At 46.6% G+C, this 15,986-nt stretch carries 14 protein-coding genes; 11 read left to right on the top strand and 3 right to left on the bottom strand.

All coding sequences use genetic code 11. The features are described 5' to 3' along the window. The 6 genes from DES35_RS01385 to dut all read left to right on the top strand — a co-directional run bounded on the left by DES35_RS01385 (position 1) and on the right by dut (position 7,542). Positions 1-2,046 carry a vWA domain-containing protein gene (locus tag DES35_RS01385; protein ID WP_114365589.1) on the top strand — a complete coding sequence of 682 codons (2,046 nt, stop codon included), beginning with the start codon at positions 1-3 and terminating at the stop codon, positions 2,044-2,046. Positions 2,047-2,066: 20 nt separating this feature from the next. After that, positions 2,067-2,885, top strand: coding sequence for a prohibitin family protein (locus DES35_RS01380; protein ID WP_037357890.1), 819 nt, complete (start codon positions 2,067-2,069; stop codon positions 2,883-2,885). A gap of 14 nt (positions 2,886-2,899) precedes the next feature. Further along, positions 2,900-4,396, top strand: a complete 1,497-nt coding sequence (gene accC / locus DES35_RS01375; RefSeq protein WP_114365588.1) for an acetyl-CoA carboxylase biotin carboxylase subunit — start codon at positions 2,900-2,902, stop codon at positions 4,394-4,396. Continuing rightward, a complete protein-coding gene (locus DES35_RS01370; protein WP_114365587.1) occupies positions 4,359-5,114 on the top strand; it encodes a DUF4294 domain-containing protein in 756 nt (251 codons plus the stop codon). The genes accC and DES35_RS01370 overlap by 38 nt, the downstream gene beginning before the upstream one ends. A gap of 536 nt (positions 5,115-5,650) precedes the next feature. Continuing rightward, complete coding sequence (locus tag DES35_RS01365) at positions 5,651-7,114, top strand: polysaccharide biosynthesis C-terminal domain-containing protein (RefSeq protein ID WP_114365586.1); 1,464 nt, start codon at positions 5,651-5,653, stop codon at positions 7,112-7,114. Then, a complete protein-coding gene (gene dut, locus DES35_RS01360) occupies positions 7,111-7,542 on the top strand; it encodes a dUTP diphosphatase (protein ID WP_037358130.1) in 432 nt (143 codons plus the stop codon). The genes DES35_RS01365 and dut overlap by 4 nt, the downstream gene beginning before the upstream one ends. Positions 7,543-7,621: 79 nt before the next feature. On the opposite strand, the gene DES35_RS11385 is transcribed toward dut, so the two are convergent. Next, a complete protein-coding gene (locus DES35_RS11385; protein WP_125039376.1) occupies positions 7,622-7,822 on the bottom strand; it encodes a YgaP family membrane protein in 201 nt (66 codons plus the stop codon). Between the two features lie 22 nt (positions 7,823-7,844). Between DES35_RS11385 and DES35_RS01355 the strand changes: the two genes are divergently transcribed. The 4 genes from DES35_RS01355 to DES35_RS01340 all read left to right on the top strand — a co-directional run bounded on the left by DES35_RS01355 (position 7,845) and on the right by DES35_RS01340 (position 12,974). Continuing rightward, positions 7,845-9,821, top strand: coding sequence for an OmpA family protein (locus DES35_RS01355; RefSeq protein ID WP_170125668.1), 1,977 nt, complete (start codon positions 7,845-7,847; stop codon positions 9,819-9,821). A 39-nt stretch (positions 9,822-9,860) separates the two neighbouring features. Then, the gene (locus DES35_RS01350; RefSeq protein ID WP_114365584.1) at positions 9,861-10,406 is read left to right on the top strand and encodes a cob(I)yrinic acid a,c-diamide adenosyltransferase; all 546 of its coding nucleotides are present in this window, start codon (positions 9,861-9,863) and stop codon (positions 10,404-10,406) included. A gap of 87 nt (positions 10,407-10,493) precedes the next feature. Next, entirely contained in the window at positions 10,494-10,718 is a 225-nt protein-coding gene (locus DES35_RS01345; protein ID WP_037357876.1) for a DUF2795 domain-containing protein, read from the top strand. Positions 10,719-11,201: 483 nt separating this feature from the next. Continuing rightward, positions 11,202-12,974, top strand: a complete 1,773-nt coding sequence (locus DES35_RS01340; protein WP_114365583.1) for an AMP-dependent synthetase/ligase — start codon at positions 11,202-11,204, stop codon at positions 12,972-12,974. Positions 12,975-13,033: 59 nt separating this feature from the next. Here DES35_RS01340 and DES35_RS01335 read toward each other — a convergent pair whose 3' ends face one another. Continuing rightward, entirely contained in the window at positions 13,034-14,011 is a 978-nt protein-coding gene (locus tag DES35_RS01335) for a polyprenyl synthetase family protein (RefSeq protein ID WP_037357872.1), read from the bottom strand. 228 nt (positions 14,012-14,239) lie between these two features. Here DES35_RS01335 and DES35_RS01330 point away from each other — a divergent pair, with 228 nt between their 5' ends. Further along, positions 14,240-14,440, top strand: a complete 201-nt coding sequence (locus DES35_RS01330) for a hypothetical protein (protein WP_037357870.1) — start codon at positions 14,240-14,242, stop codon at positions 14,438-14,440. Between the two features lie 116 nt (positions 14,441-14,556). Here the strand turns inward: DES35_RS01330 and ahcY are convergent, their stop codons facing one another. After that, on the bottom strand, positions 14,557-15,873 hold the full coding sequence (ahcY, locus tag DES35_RS01325; protein WP_037357868.1) for an adenosylhomocysteinase: 1,317 nt from the start codon (positions 15,871-15,873) through the stop codon (positions 14,557-14,559). Between the last annotated feature and the right edge of the window lie 113 nt (positions 15,874-15,986).

The following is a 15,986-nucleotide window of genomic DNA, read 5'->3' as shown; positions in this document are numbered from 1 at the left end:
ATGCAGATTGGCACCGAATACTCGCTCTTGTGGTGGATAGTGGCTCTGTCAGGAGCCATTGTACTGGTTCATTGGCTCTACAGAGGGCAGGCAGCTATTTTTGGAAGGAGAATGTACCGACTGCTCAGAGGATTGCGTTTGACCGCCCTTGCCCTGCTCACCTTCCTGTTGGTGCATCCCTATGTCATCTTTCAAAAGGCAGAGCTGCAACCCAAATCGCTGGTATGGGTGGTGGACCACTCGCGAAGCATGGTACTTTCACAGGACTCCTCTGAGGTAAGGCAGCTGGCAAAAAAAATCGATAACATCAATTCAAATCTCAAGGGACTGTTCCTTGCCGATGTAATCGGATTTGGTCAGGAAGTCACAGAAAAACCGAATTTTGACTTTGATCACAACAGGACAGATGGATACCAATGGATCCGTCATCTGCAGCAAACCCGGGCAAGGGATGAAATAGCAGCTGTGGTACTGGTGACCGATGGAATTTTTAACACTTCCTATTCCCCGGAATTTTTTGTATCGGGGCTTAGAGTACCAGTGTTTGTAGTAGGTACAGGCGATACTGCTGTAGTACCGGATGCTGGGGTATATTCTGTCATTCACCCACGAAAGGTGCTTCCCAACACCACGTTCGAAATAGAAGTAATAGCCAAAGCCACCTTTCTTACCGGAAAAAATCTGGAGCTGACCGTCTCAGGCCAGGGAGTGGTCACAAACCGAGCAGCCTTTTCGCCTGCTGAGGACATAGCCACCAAATCCGCAAAATTTAAAATCAAAGCTGATAAAGCCGGCATTCATAAGTACACGGTCTCTATCACAGCTGTGCCAGGTGAGCGTAATCTGAAAAACAACTCATTTACCTTCTATGTAGAGGTAACCGAGGACCGAAAAAAGGTGCTGCTCATCGATGAAATCAAGCATCCTGACATTGGTATTCTAAAAGAATACGTCTTGAGGCATTCGGAGCACGACCTGAAAATTGTAGCGCCAGATAGTCTGAAATATTTCTCCGATGAGCCGGATTTTGCCATTGTGCACAGCCCTGCACATCCGGAAACCTTTGCCTACCTGAAGCGCAAAGCTTCTGTACCCCTGCTGATGATTGCTGGCTATGGAGCAGACACCCGGGCACTGGCGACCCTCACCGGACTGGAATTTACACGGTTTGCCCGCCCGGATAAGGCTTTCCCCGCCATCAACGACAAATTTTACAAGGTTGAGCAGAGTTTTTTCACTGCTAGCTCAGCCACCGGAATGCCACCCATTGATGTTTTCTACGGCATTACAGGTGCCAATGAAGATGAAATCATGAACTTTCAAAAAATCAATGGAGTGTCCACCTCCCGTCCTCTTACCCTGCTCAGAGAATCAGGTCGGAGAATTGTCCTGTTCAATGGAGAAGGCTTGTGGAAATGGCGAAATCATCGAATGGCTGAAAGCGATACCATGGGCATGGTAAACCTCTGGATGCCTTTGATGCGATGGCTGACCTCAGGAGAAAACCAACGTCCTTTTGAAGTCATCATACCAGGACGAGCCTATTCCGGCGACCTCATCACAGCAAAAGCGTACCTGACCGATGAAGCCAGCTTACCGGTGTCGGGTGCTCAAGTATCCATCGCCTTCCGAGATACCGCTGGCAGAACTTTCAGCTACAACTTCAGCCCTGAATCCGGATATTACTCAACTGCCATTAAAGACCTGAATCCTGGCGTCTACAACTGGACAGCTCAAGCCGTCAAAGCTTCTGCAAAATGGAACGACAGGGGCTTTATCATCATACAGGAATACGATGTAGAAACCTCCGAAATCACAGCCGACCATCCCAGGCTCAGACAAATCGCACAAAACACCGATGGGGAGTTTTTTACCCTCAACCAGCTCGACCAGCTGGAAGCTTCTTTAAGGGCCAGAGATTTTGCACCCCGTCTAATCACCCGCACAGAAAAATTTCAACTCATCGAATGGTGGCCCTATTTCATTTTAATCTTTCTCTTACTGGCGGCCGAGTGGTTTTTAAGGCGATATTTGGGCAGTTATTAACCACTAAATCTTCTTCAATCATGAATCGCAGTCTACCATTTTTGCTCGTTGGCGGGTTTTTGGCTGTATTACTTGTGGTTTTGTTGTGGGGTTCCATTACAACTACAATCGACTTCGGCCAAAAGGGGGTCATCTTCCGAACTTTTAGCGGAGGCATCGACAAAAAAAAGATTTTTGACCAGGGCTTCCACTTTATCGCACCCTGGAACAAGATGTATAAGTACGATGTCAAAATTCAGGAAGCCAACTCCATGATGGAAGTACTTTCACGCAACGGACTGACCATCCGCGTGGATGTTTCATACTGGTATAAACCCAAAGAAGACCGCCTTCCCTTACTGCACGACGAAGTCGGACCCAACTACCACGAAAAAATCGTAAATCCCGCCATACGCTCCGCAACACGCGAAGTCATTGGCAAATACCTGCCCGAAGAGCTCTACTCTACCAAACGCGAAGTAATCGAAGACGAAATCATGAATCGTACCCGCAAATCCATAGCCGGTAAACACATTCTGCTCGATGATGTACTCATCCGCGATGTTACACTGCCAACCTCCCTTCAGGAAGCCATCGAAAAGAAACTCAAACAAGAACAAATAGCTCTGGAATACGAATTCAGATTGGAAGCCGCTGAAAAAGAAGCCGAAAGACTTCGAATCGAAGCCAAAGGCAAAGCAGAGGCCTATGACATCATCAACCGCTCACTGACCGAAAAAATCCTGCAAGAAAAAGGCATTGAAGCCACCCTGAAACTGGCAGAAAGCAACAACTCAAAAGTCGTCATCATCGGTAACTCTCGAAACGGACTACCCATCATATTGGGCGACAACAAATAACACACTTCTGACGAATGAAAAAAATACTCATAGCCAACAGGGGCGAAATAGCCCTCCGCATCATGAAGACTGCCAGAGATATGGGCATAGCCACCGTAGCCGTCTACAGCGAAGCTGATGCCAGCAGCCCACACGTATACTACGCCGATGAGGCAGTCTGTATAGGGCCGGCTCCCTCTTCACAAAGCTACCTGCGCGGAGAAGCGATTGTCGAAGCAGCCTTGCGCACAGGAGCTGATGCCATACATCCGGGCTATGGATTCCTGAGCGAAAATGCTGCCTTTGCCCGACTGGTACAAGACAGCGGCCTTACATTCATCGGTCCTCCACCCACAGCCATGGAAATCATGGGCGACAAGCTATCGGCCAAAAATGCCGTAAAAGCCTTTGGCGTCCCTCTGGTACCCGGCACCGATGAAGCGGTAAGCCATATCGACCAAGCCCTCGAAGTAGCCCGTCGTATCGGCCTGCCCATCATCATCAAAGCATCGGCAGGCGGTGGAGGTAAAGGTATGCGATTGGTCGAAGACATCGACATGCTCGAGGAACAAATGCAACTGGCCATTAACGAAGCCACCTCAGCCTTCGGCAACGGAGCCGTTTTCATCGAAAAATTCGTCGAAAAACCCCGCCACATCGAAATTCAAATCCTCGCCGACCAGCACGGCCAAGTAGTCTACCTCTTTGAGCGAGAATGCAGCATACAACGCCGTCATCAAAAAGTAGTAGAAGAAGCCCCCAGTGCCCTTGTTACACCCCAACTGCGCCGGGCTATGGGACAAGCCGCTGTCAATGTAGCACGCGCCTGCGGCTACGTAGGAGCCGGCACGGTAGAATTTCTCGTAGATGCCGGACTCAACTTTTACTTTCTTGAAATGAATACCCGTCTGCAGGTAGAGCATCCCGTCACAGAGCTCATCACCGGCATCGACCTCGTACGCGAGCAAATCCGCATAGCCCGTGGCGAGCCCCTCGGCTACACTCAAGACGACCTGAGCATACGCGGCCACGCCATCGAAGCCCGTGTATACGCCGAAAATCCCTGGGAAAACTTTACCCCCGACATCGGCACCCTCACCGTATACAACCAGCCCTCAGGCCCCGGCATACGCGTAGACGACGGCTACCGCCAAGGCATGCAAATCCCCATCTACTACGACCCCATGATTGCCAAACTCATCACCTATGGCAGCACCCGTACCGAAGCCATACAACGCATGATTCGCGCCTGCCGCGACTATGAAATCGCAGGTGTGCACACCACTCTGCCCTTTATCGAATACGTCATGCAGCACCCCGCATTCCTCTCCGGCGACTTCGATACCAACTTCGTTAAGCAACACTTCACACCCGACCAGCTTCCAGCCCCTACCGACGAAGAAATCACCGTAGCCGCCCTCACAGCTGCCGCCTGGGCATACCATAATTCCAACCCACCCGTTATCTCCCAAAACGGACAATCCCACACCAGCGATGTCTCCCTCTGGAAAATTCGACGTCAGATCTATTAGCCTCCTCGCGCTCTGGTGGTTGTGCCTGTACCACCATGCACTGGCACAACCCACCGAAAAGCAAACCCAGGACAGCATCCTCAACTACATCTACCAAAACAAAGAAAACCGCCTCCACGCCATCATCATCGACGGCGACACCGTCCCCATCTGGATACTCGACGAAGTACTTTTCGTCTCCACACCCGCCTTCGACTCCGATGAAGCCCGCCGTCGTTACTATCTGCTTCGTCGCAAAGTCCACAAAGTATATCCCTACGCCGTCATCGCCGGCGACAAGCTCGACTCCCTGCAGTTTCGCCTCTCACTCCTGCGTCGCGAACGCGATAAAAAACGCTTCATCAAGCAATTTCAGGAATATCTCGAGCAAGAATTCGCAGAAGAACTCAAGCGACTCACCCGCTCCGAAGGGCAAATCCTTTGCAAACTCATCTACCGCGAAACCGGCATCACCACCTACGACCTCATCCAGCAATACCGCGGAGGCATGCGCGCCTTTCTCTACAACATCACCGCCAACTTCTACGAAATCTCCCTCAAAAAACAATACGACCCCGAAAACGACCCCGAAGACCGTTTCATCGAAAACATCCTCCAGCGCGCCTTTGCCGAAGGCATCCTCACCCCCAGGCAGAAGAAAATATTTGACCCCGCCGACTTCGACGACACCGGCGAAGTTATCCAAAAACCACGGCGACGCTGGTGGCAGATATTTTAAAACATTTTCCTTTTGGGCGCCCCCCCGGCCGCATGAAGGCGCGGCCGGGGGTCGGTCTACGGCTCCTATTCCCTTTGCGGATCGGGCGTGGCACATCGGGCTGCGGTGGCTTGCTGCCGCTCCGCCTCCTCGCCCGTGAGCCACTGGCCCGCCCGCTGCAGCTCATATCCGCCTCCGCCCTGGCGCATTGTCCTGTTCAATAAATCACCGCTTCAATCCAAAACCAATGACTTACCCCGCCCTAAAAGTCCCAATCACAAATACCCCATATCTGCAAAATCCCTCTATACCACTCCATCCGTACACAAGTGCACCTCACTAATTAATCCACTTCCTACACCCGCAAGGACTTAAAAAATAATCCCCAATCCCTGTCCACAATCGCAAACGATATCCTCACCGCTTTAAACAACACACTCAACATCCCCCCTCCTACCAATCCTTAAAAACTCTCCTGTAACCCATCACCACACATTCACCACTCCCCCCAAACCGTATTTTTACGTTTATTTGCCACTCGATTAATCCAAACCAGATTGTCCTCATTGCGTTCACTGGCAGGCCAGACAGCCATATACGGCCTTTCATCCATCATCGGTCGCCTGGCCTATTTCCTGCTTACCCCATTGCACACATACGTACTCAGCAAAGGGCAGATGGGCATCAACACCGACATCTACTCCTGGATAGCAGTGCTCACCGTAGTGCTCACGCTCGGACTCGAGACTACCTACTTTCGATTTTCCACGCGCCGGGATGTCAGCGAAAAGGCTATCTTCCGGCAAACTTATCTCATACTCTTCTCAGGCGTCCTTATCTTCAACATTCTGGTTCTGCTGCTTCAGTCTTACATCCTAAAGGCCATGCGCTACACAGCACATCCGGAATACCTCTGGCTGCTGATGGTAATACTCTCAGGCGAAGTACTCGCTACCCTGCCCTATGCCCGCCTCAGACAGCAAGGCAAAGCCATGAAATTTGCCCTCATCAGGCTTACCAATATTTGTATCAACATTGGCCTGAATCTCTATTTCTTTCTGTTGGTGCCATACACTATGGAAAGAGGACTCTACCTGCCAGCCCCGGTGAATCCGGTACTGGGTATCTTCCTCGCAAATGCCGCAGCAGTAGTAGTTCAGCTCCTGCTTCTTGCCCCATTGCTCAAACCAATTTATACCACTCAAGAACCAGCCTACCCGCTCAGAAAAATCCTGCGATATGGCCTTCCGGTCATGTTGGCAGGTCTACCCGGAATTATCAACGAAGTATTCGACAGACAACTGCTCAAATACCTCCTGCCCCCTGCTACATCCCTGGAAGAATTAGGAGTTTATGCCGCTGTATTCCGTCTATCGGTCTTTATCTCCCTCTTCCTCCAGGCTTTCAGATATGCCGCCGAACCCTTTTTCTTCAAAAACGCTGACAACATCCACGCACCCGCACTCTACGCCAGGGTCATGGATATTTTTGTCGTTCTGATGGCACTTGCAGTAGTTGTACTCAGCCTATTCCTTCCTTTGATAAAATACTTCATCCACAACAAGTTCTGGGAAGGCTTGTACATACTCCCCATTCTGTTCAGCGCACAGATGCTGCTTGGTATCATTTTCAATCTAAACATCTGGTACAAAGTCACCGAAAAAACCGAATACGGTATCCTCATCAGCGGAACCGGCGCCTTTGCCAATCTTACACTCAATATCTCCCTGATCCCCTCACTTGGCATACTCGGCGCATCACTTGCACTACTGGTCTCCCATGCTACAATGACGCTCGTTTCCTATCACCTAAGCCGTAAACACTACCCCATCCCCTACCCGGTAAGCAGGATTGCAGCCAATATTTTATTGGCCACCGCAGCCTCCTTTGTACTTTGTCTATCCTCCCACCACTGGCTGAGAATACTGGTCTTTTTCACCACACTCCTCATGCTGGTATCCATCAACAAGCAACAACTTATCCCATTTCTTAAGCAATTGAAAACCAAATGGAATCGATAAAAGTATCCATCATCAACCAAAGCGCCAATCCCCTGCCCGAATATCAGACTCCCCATTCAGCAGGTATGGACCTCAGAGCACACATCAAAGAGTCCATTACAATACACCCCGGCGAACGGCAAATCATCCCCACCGGCATCCGTATCGCACTGCCAGAGGGATTTGAAGCACAAGTACGCCCCAGAAGCGGATTGGCTCTAAAGCACGGTATCACCTGCCTCAATGCTCCCGGCACCATCGATGCCGACTACAGAGGCGAAATAGGCGTCATACTAATCAACCACGGCAATGAACCCTTTGAAATAAAGCCAGGCGACCGCATTGCCCAGCTTGTAGTAGCCTCCTACACCCGAGTAGAATGGACCCCGGTTTCAGAGCTACCTCACACCGAGCGGGGCACTGGCGGTTTTGGCTCCACAGGACAATAAACTCCCCAAGAGATAGTCCCAGAAAGTTGAAATAGTACCTCCCTAAAATTGCACAAAATGAAAGCCCGCGCGGTTTATCTTACCGCTTGCAGGTATTAATGCCAAAAAGAGTGTATGCCGGACAAAACTTCACTAATGAAGTAAATACCAGCAATCCGGCCACCACCAACCCCACCAATCCCGGCGTACCAGTTAGTACTTTTGTAAAATACAATATGATCAATACGCCTGCTAAGGTGAGTCGAATACCTTTGTCTACAGTTCCTACGTTAGCTTTCATGGTTGTTTTTTTCAAAAATAAAATGAAATTCATATTCGCAAGTGTGACCTTGATCGGCCTTTTCAACTTTGCCTCTGCCCAGCCGGAGCTCGGTGAATGTGACCACCCCTGCCATGACAAAGCCAAAGCACAAATAGAAAAATGGAACCGAGCCTGGCGATCAAAAAATTATGCTGAAATTCGTCGATATGCCGACCTCATGATTAGCTACGACAATGAATGTCCCCATGCCCTCTACCTATATGGCGAAACAGCAGTACGAGGCGGGCGTACCCGCGAAGCAGAGGCCTCCTGGATGCGCCTTCTGGAGCTTTGTCCGGACTACAAAGCCGATGTACTCTTTTTTTTAGGAGTGGTTTTGGTAGAAAACGGGAAAACGACCAAAGGCCACGAATTACTGAAAAAATATATCAAGCACCCGGACCGGGAACCTCAATTTGCCAGAGAGGCACAGGAAATCATCCACACCATGGATATGGAGCGCTCTCTGAGAGAAAATCCAGTAATCTTCAACCCAAAACCACTGGAAGATATTTGCACACAAGCAGATGAATACCTGGCCACAATCTCACCCGATGGAAAATATTGCTTCTTTACCCGCCGAGCCAAAGAACTCGACCGACGCAGCGGCCCGGCAGTCACAGAGCGCATCGTCGAAAGGTTTTCACTTGCCGAAAAGAGACCCGATGGCAAATTCGATAGAGGAAATCCATTACCTGCTCCCTTCAACCAATATTTCAATGAAGGAGGCCCCTCCATCACAGGCGACAATCGCGAACTCTACTTTACCATCTGCGAGTTGCTGCCATCTGGCTACCAAAACTGCGACATATACTACTCCACCTACACAAGAGGAACGTGGAGCGAACCCAAAAGTGTAGGCGACCATATCAACCGACCCGACTCCTGGGAGTCCCAACCATCGGTTACCGCCAACGGCGACTGGCTGTATTTTGCCTCCAATCGCAAGGGCGGTCTGGGAGGTATCGACCTCTATCGCTCTTACAGACTACCTGACGGAAGCTGGAGCACACCAGAAAACCTTGGCCCTACCATCAACACAGCCAGAGATGAAAAATCCCCATACATCCATTCCGATGGCCTCACCCTGTACTTTGCTTCCAACGGACACCCCGGACTTGGAGGTTTGGATATCTTCTACTCCAGACTCGATAAAAAAACCGGTCAATGGAGCTCACCCGAAAACATCGGCTATCCCATCAACACCGAAAATGACGAAGTTGGCCTCTTCGTAAGTCTGGACGGCAGCAGAGGATTCATCAGTACCGATAAAATCAAAGGAAAAGGAGGCTGGGACATTTTTTACTTCGACCTGCCCGACCCGGCAAAACCAGCCTATACAAGACTCCTCACCGGCCAACTGGTAGAAGAACAAGGAAATCCACCAGGCCAGGTCGAAGTAAAAATTAAAAATGTCCGGTCATCCGAGGTCACACGAGCCAGAATAGATACAGTATCCGGATTATTTTCAGTTGCAATTACTACCCAAAAATCCGATGACCTCATTCTAATAGCCGAAAAATCAGGTACCGCCTTTACTTCCCGATACTATGCTGCCAGTGAATCCGAGCAAGACCCCAACCAAAACCACCTAGTTGCCGGGGAAACCATTGAACTGAAAAAAATGAAAAAAGGCGAAGAATACAGAATACACGACATCAATTTCGCCACCAACTCGTATGAGCTCGATAAAAAAGCCATTAGAATTCTGGAAGAATTTTATGAATTTCTCATCGCAAACAAACACATTAAAATTGAAATTCAAGGACATACCGATGATGTAGGCACCCGCGACGACAACCTGGTACTTTCTGAAAATCGAGCCCGTGTAGTCTACGAATACCTCGTTAAAAAGGGGATACCCTCCACCAGAATGACTTACCGGGGTTTTGGTCCCGACAGGCCCATCGCCTCTAACCAGACCGATAGCGGCCGGGCTCTGAACAGAAGGACCGTCTTCGTCATTAAAGAACTCTAAGTAGCTAAAGACTTATTTTAAACAAAAACAACAGATTCCATGAAAATTTACACAAAAACCGGTGACACCGGACAAACTTCACTCCTCGGAGGAAGCCGGGTTGATAAGTATCACCTGCGCATCGAAGCCTATGGTACATTGGATGAACTCAACTCGTGGATCGGACTCATCGCCGATGAGCACATGCATCCTGACATCAAAAAACAACTCCATCAGGTCCAGAAGACACTCTTTTTGGCAGGCAGCTACCTGGCTGCTGAAAATGACCAAACCACCTCCAGCCTACCTCCATGGCCATCTGAAAGCTGTGAACTATTGGAAAATTCCATCGACGAAATGAGCTCACACCTCAAACCATTAAAAAACTTCATTCTTCCCGGAGGACATTCCATAGCGTCCTATTGCCATATCGCCCGTTGTGTGTGCAGAAGAGCAGAACGCGTAACCGTATTCCTGGCATCCGAAGAACAAATCAATCCCGACATCATTAAATACCTGAACAGACTATCCGACTATCTATTTGTATTGGCAAGATATACATTATTTCTTACAGGTTCTGAAGAAATTATCTGGAAATCGGAATGATAATTTTTTTTATATTTAACCCTGTTAGTATTGTAAAACTAATTTGATTTTTTTATACTTTTGCAGCAATTTTAAAACCCTTAAAGGATGTATTGGACATTAGAGTTGGCCTCCTATCTCAGCGATGCACCTTGGCCTGCTACCAAAGATGAGCTTATTGACTACGCCATCAGGACGGGTGCACCTCTTGAGGTGATTGAAAACCTCCAGGCCATTGAAGATGATGAGGGTGAAATTTACGAATCCATTGAAGACATCTGGCCAGACTACCCAACCCAGGAGGATTTTCTTTGGAACGAAGACGAGTACTAAAACCAAACGCGTAACAATCTGCACACCGTCTCCGACATAGAGGCGGTTTTTTTATTTTATTATCATAATTTTTCCGGATTTTTTATTGAATTCCAACATTTTATTTCACTGATGCTCAAGTCTGAAGCATTTTATCGCGTACACTTATCTTCTTCGCAAAAAAATGAGTTTTTGGTCATATCATATGCACACCAATGCTCAAAATGTGATATTCTAATTGTCAACAGCAAATACACGAACACCGAATTTTACTCAGAGCTTCGCAGAAACGTCCAGTTCCACTCGTAAATGACAATCCAAATCCAGCTGCTGATTTCATATCGCTCTGGCAGTCTGGACAAATGGAACTTTTGACTTCTACATCAGCATTTCATGTTTCACATTACTACTTTTGAACTCCTCTAAAGGAGAATTTTTAACGACCATTATTGAACGCTTGCATAAAATTTTATTTAATTTGCAAACATTACAAAATCTTTAACAATGAAAGAACCGACCAGATTATTCGATTTTCCAAGATATCAACTTGCTACCAAGCCATTACAAGTATCCCTTGCTTCAAAGAGAAACGGAGTTTGGAAAGAAATCCCCACTAAGGAATATGTTGAAACATCTGATTGCATTTCATTAGGTTTAATGGAGTTAGGAATCAAACCTGATGACAAAATAGCATTGATCAGCACCAATAATCGGTTCGAATGGAATTTTTGCGACATAGGAATCATGCAATGCGGAGCCATCAACGTACCCGTATATCCCACAGCCTCCGAAGGGGACTACATTTTCATATTCAATGATGCTGAAGTAAAAATTTGCTTCGTATCGGATAAGGACCTGTATGATAAAGTAATGCGCATAAAACCCCAGGTTCCTTCATTACAGTCTGTATATGTTTTTGATGAGGTTGAAGGTCTGCCTAATTACAATCAGGTAATAGAATTAGGTAAAAAATCAAACAAAAGAGCCGAACTGGAAAAAATAATGGAGCAAATAGACCCCGAGCAATTGGCCACCCTCATCTATACCTCGGGAACTACCGGCCGGCCAAAGGGGGTAATGCTCTGCCACCGAAACATTGCCAGCAACGTTAAAAACTGTCAGGACCGGCTGCCCATCACAGACCAGGGAATAGCCCTCAGCTTTCTGCCTATGTGTCATATCTACGAGCGTATGCTTAACTACCTGTACTGCTACAACAGCATGTCCGTCTACTACGCAGAAAGCCTCGAAACCATAGGCGATAACCTAAGAGAGGTTAAACCTACCATTTTCACCGCAGTACCCAGACTTTTGGAAAAAGTATTTGCCAAAATCATGGACAAGGGAGCTGCCCTGACCGGTATTAAAAAAGCACTTTTTTTCTGGGCTGTGAACCTGGCCGAAGAGTACGACGTCAAAGGAAAAAGCGCTTTCTATCATTTCAAACTCAAAATAGCCCGAAAACTCATCTTCAGCAAATGGCAGGAAGCTCTGGGAGGCCGGGTTTTGGCAATTGCGTCCGGAGCAGCTGCACTCAATCCCAGATTATGCCGCATCTTCCTGGCCGCTGGTATTAACATTCAAGAAGGCTATGGCCTCACTGAAACATCACCCGTAGTGGCCGTAAACTGCCCTAAAAACGACGGAACGCGAATCGGCACGGTAGGTCGCCCCATTAAAGAATGTCAGGTAAAAATCGCTGATGATGGAGAAATCCTTGTCAAAGGTCCAAACGTAATGATGGGTTATTACAAACGACCTGACCTCACTGCTCAGGTCATCGACGAAGATGGATTTTTCCACACCGGCGACATTGGCGAAATGGTAGAAGGGCAATATCTCAAAATCACTGACCGAAAAAAAGAAATTTTTAAAACTTCGGGAGGAAAATACATCGCCCCTCAAATCATGGAAAATAAATTTAAAGAAAGTCGATTCATCGAACAAATCATGGTCATTGGCGAAAACGAAAAACACCCTGCCGCCCTTATTCAACCGGATTTTGTATTCCTGAAACAATGGTGCGAAAGAAAAGGAATCCCCTATACATCCAATGAAGAAATGATAAAAAATCCCCGAATAATTGAACGATATCAAAGAGAAATTGACAAATACAACCAGGAATTTGGCAACTGGGAAAAAATCAAAAAATTTGAGTTGACACCGGATCAATGGACCATTGAAGCCGGGCATCTGACTCCCACCATGAAACTGCGCAGAAAGGTCATTTTAAACAAATACCAGGACCTATACAAGAAGATATATGCTGAAGGATAGGAAAATGAAATTTTTATGTCCAAACATAAGCCCCCAGAATCTCATGGGGGCTTATTCGTTTAATAGTCCCGGTTGGCAAGGAATTCCGCCAATTCCAAGAGCGGTCTTAACCTTTCCGGTGATTGATCGATACTCTTCAGCAAATTAATTCCAACGGTATAATAATCCTTGGCCTTTTGTTTCAGATAAACATCGGATTTCGTGCGGAGGAATAATTTCCGTGCCACTTCGACTCTTTCTTTAGGTGTCCGCTTGCACGTCGGCAAATAAACCTCCATCAGCTGCTCTTTTTCGGTTGGACTCAGATGATTCATACTGTGCAGATAAAGCAATGTTTTTTTACCATTTAGCACATCTCCGCCTTCTACTTTCCCCGTTTTTTCAGACGAACCAAATACATCCAGGAAATCATCCATCATCTGAAATGCCATGCCGATATTCACACCAAATTCATACAGCAGCTCAGCAGGCCCGGCATCAGCTCCTGCCCGAAGTGCACCAATCTGTAATGCTGCACCCAGAAGCACAGAAGTCTTTTTTCGAATCATTTCTAAGTACAACTCTTCCTCCACCGCATCTGCACGTTCAAAATCCATATCCATTTGCTGACCTTCACACACTTCTACCGCCATTTTATTAAAACATTCAAAAATGGCCGGTAAAAATTTCGATGGCGCATCCGCCAGCAATTCATAGGCCTTTATCAGCATTAAATCTCCTGCCAATATAGCAGTTGATTCATTCCATTTTTTGTGGACAGTGCTCTGACCTCTTCGTAAGTCAGCTTTATCCATTATATCGTCGTGTATCAAACTAAAGTTGTGAAATAATTCAATCGCTAGTGCCTGGTGCAGAGCTTTTTCATACTGAGAATCAAACAACTCATAACCCATCAACACCAAAACCGGCCTAATGCGTTTTCCCCCTAATCCGAGGAAATATCGAACTGGCTGGTGAAGGTTTTCCGGATACTTGCCCGATTCGAATCGAAGTAATTGATCATTAAGGATTTTCAGATATTTTTCAAAATTGACCATATTTATAGATTATGGACAAAAGTAACCTCATACAAAGCATCAAAGTTGGGCAATGCAGTGCGCCAGAGATTCACCTATAACTTTTATTTAGTATAAAAAGCAACCATAGTTAAAACCTTATTAAAACCAACTGTAAATCAAGTGAAAAGAAACCAGCTAACTTGTTTGTTGAAAATTCTTCTCCATACTTTTGTACCAGAATTATAAACCCATAAACCTTTACGCGTCATGAAAAAAGTGAATCTGTTCATCGCTGCCCTTGCTATGGTAGCCTTTGTAGCATGCAACAACGCTGCTGAACAAACATCTCAAGAAGAAACTCAGACTGAAGAAGTAGCACAAGAAGAAGCTACTCAGGAAGAAGCTGCTGAAACTGCTGAAGCTGAACAAGCTGCTGATGAAGAGCAAGCAGAAACTCCTGCTGAGTAATCAGAAAGTAGTTTAAAGAGTATTAAGAGCCATCTCATCAAATGAGATGGCTTTTTAATTTAAAAAAAAAGCCGTCTAAAAGCATTGACGGCTAATTCCTTTGATTAATGTGCATATTAGTACCTGTAATATGAAGGCTTGTAAGGTCCTTCCATATTTACTCCAATATATTCAGCTTGTTTGGGAGTAAGTTCATCGAGTTCTGCACCTATTTTTTCAAGGTGAAGTCTGGCAACCATTTCATCCAAATGCATTGGTAGTGTGTAAACTTTATTTTCATACTTTTCACCGTTGGTCCATAGCTCCATCTGAGCGAGCACTTGGTTGGTAAAAGAATTTGACATCACAAAGGATGGATGACCAGTGGCACAGCCAAGATTAACAAGGCGACCCTCGGCAAGTAGAATAATGTCTTTACCGTCCACGTTGTACAAATCGACCTGAGGTTTGATGTTGACATGGGTATGACCATAGTTCTTCTTAAGCCAGGCTACATCTATTTCATTATCAAAGTGGCCAATATTGCATACGATGGTTTTGTCTTTCATAAGCCGGAAGTGTTCTTCCCGAACGATATCACAATTTCCAGTAGCAGTGATTACAATATCTGCCAATGGTACAGCATTAATCATTTTTTTCACCTCATATCCATCCATTGCTGCCTGCAAGGCACAAATGGGATCTATCTCTGTGACAATGACCCGAGCTCCGGCCCCTCTGAAAGATGCAGCTGTTCCCTTGCCCACATCTCCATAACCGGCGACTACTACTACTTTGCCTGCTATCATTACATCAGTTGCACGACGTACAGCATCCACTGCAGATTCACGACAGCCGTATTTGTTGTCAAACTTTGACTTCGTAACAGAGTCATTGATGTTGATAGCTGGTAAAGGCAGCGTTCCCTTTTTCATACGCTCATAGAGGCGGTGTACACCAGTGGTCGTCTCCTCTGAGATACCGCGAATTCCGGGTACGAGCTCAGGATAGCGATCAAGAACCATATTTGTGAGATCACCACCATCATCCAAAATCATATTCAAGGGTTTACGCTCAGGTCCAAAAAAGAGTGTTTGCTCAATACACCATTCAAACTCTTCTTCAGTCATGCCTTTCCATGCATATACCTGTATGCCTCGAGCTGCAATGGCAGCTGCAGCATGGTCTTGTGTAGAAAAAATATTGCATGAAGACCAGGTAACCTCGGCCCCCAGTTCCACAAGGGTTTCAATCAATACAGCCGTTTGAATAGTCATATGCAGGCACCCAGCAATTCGAGCTCCTTTTAACGGTTTCGATTCACCGTACTTCTTTCTTAAAGCCATTAATCCGGGCATCTCGGCTTCGGCCAGCTGAATTTCTTTCCTGCCCCACTCTGCCAGTGATAAATCTTTTACTTTGTATGGGATAAATTTTGTCTCAGTAACATTCATAATGAATATATTAAGGACAGCAAAGTTAACAACCAGAATTTTTTTTAATTGTTAAATTCACAAATAACGAAGTCCATTACCAACACACAAACACAAAGAAATATATTAATGTA

It is taken from the genome of Schleiferia thermophila (genome assembly GCF_003337435.1).
Classification (GTDB): Bacteria; Bacteroidota; Bacteroidia; order Flavobacteriales; family Schleiferiaceae; genus Schleiferia; species Schleiferia thermophila.
Note: the sequence above shows the minus strand (reverse complement) of the source record. Positions and strands in the feature narration are given on the sequence as shown.

What these genes read in the sequence shown, in the direction of transcription:
- DES35_RS01385 (WP_114365589.1), top strand. Translation starts at nt 1, where the DNA reads ATGCAGATTGGCACCGAATACTCGCTCTTGTGGTGGATAGTGGCTCTG.
- DES35_RS01380 (WP_037357890.1), top strand. Translation starts at nt 2,067, where the DNA reads ATGAATCGCAGTCTACCATTTTTGCTCGTTGGCGGGTTTTTGGCTGTA.
- accC (WP_114365588.1), top strand. Translation starts at nt 2,900, where the DNA reads ATGAAAAAAATACTCATAGCCAACAGGGGCGAAATAGCCCTCCGCATC.
- DES35_RS01370 (WP_114365587.1), top strand. Translation starts at nt 4,359, where the DNA reads ATGTCTCCCTCTGGAAAATTCGACGTCAGATCTATTAGCCTCCTCGCG.
- DES35_RS11385 (WP_125039376.1), bottom strand. Translation starts at nt 7,822, where the DNA reads ATGAAAGCTAACGTAGGAACTGTAGACAAAGGTATTCGACTCACCTTA.
- DES35_RS01355 (WP_170125668.1), top strand. Translation starts at nt 7,845, where the DNA reads ATGAAATTCATATTCGCAAGTGTGACCTTGATCGGCCTTTTCAACTTT.
- DES35_RS01350 (WP_114365584.1), top strand. Translation starts at nt 9,861, where the DNA reads ATGAAAATTTACACAAAAACCGGTGACACCGGACAAACTTCACTCCTC.
- DES35_RS01345 (WP_037357876.1), top strand. Translation starts at nt 10,494, where the DNA reads ATGTATTGGACATTAGAGTTGGCCTCCTATCTCAGCGATGCACCTTGG.
- DES35_RS01340 (WP_114365583.1), top strand. Translation starts at nt 11,202, where the DNA reads ATGAAAGAACCGACCAGATTATTCGATTTTCCAAGATATCAACTTGCT.
- DES35_RS01335 (WP_037357872.1), bottom strand. Translation starts at nt 14,011, where the DNA reads ATGGTCAATTTTGAAAAATATCTGAAAATCCTTAATGATCAATTACTT.
- DES35_RS01330 (WP_037357870.1), top strand. Translation starts at nt 14,240, where the DNA reads ATGAAAAAAGTGAATCTGTTCATCGCTGCCCTTGCTATGGTAGCCTTT.
- ahcY (WP_037357868.1), bottom strand. Translation starts at nt 15,873, where the DNA reads ATGAATGTTACTGAGACAAAATTTATCCCATACAAAGTAAAAGATTTA.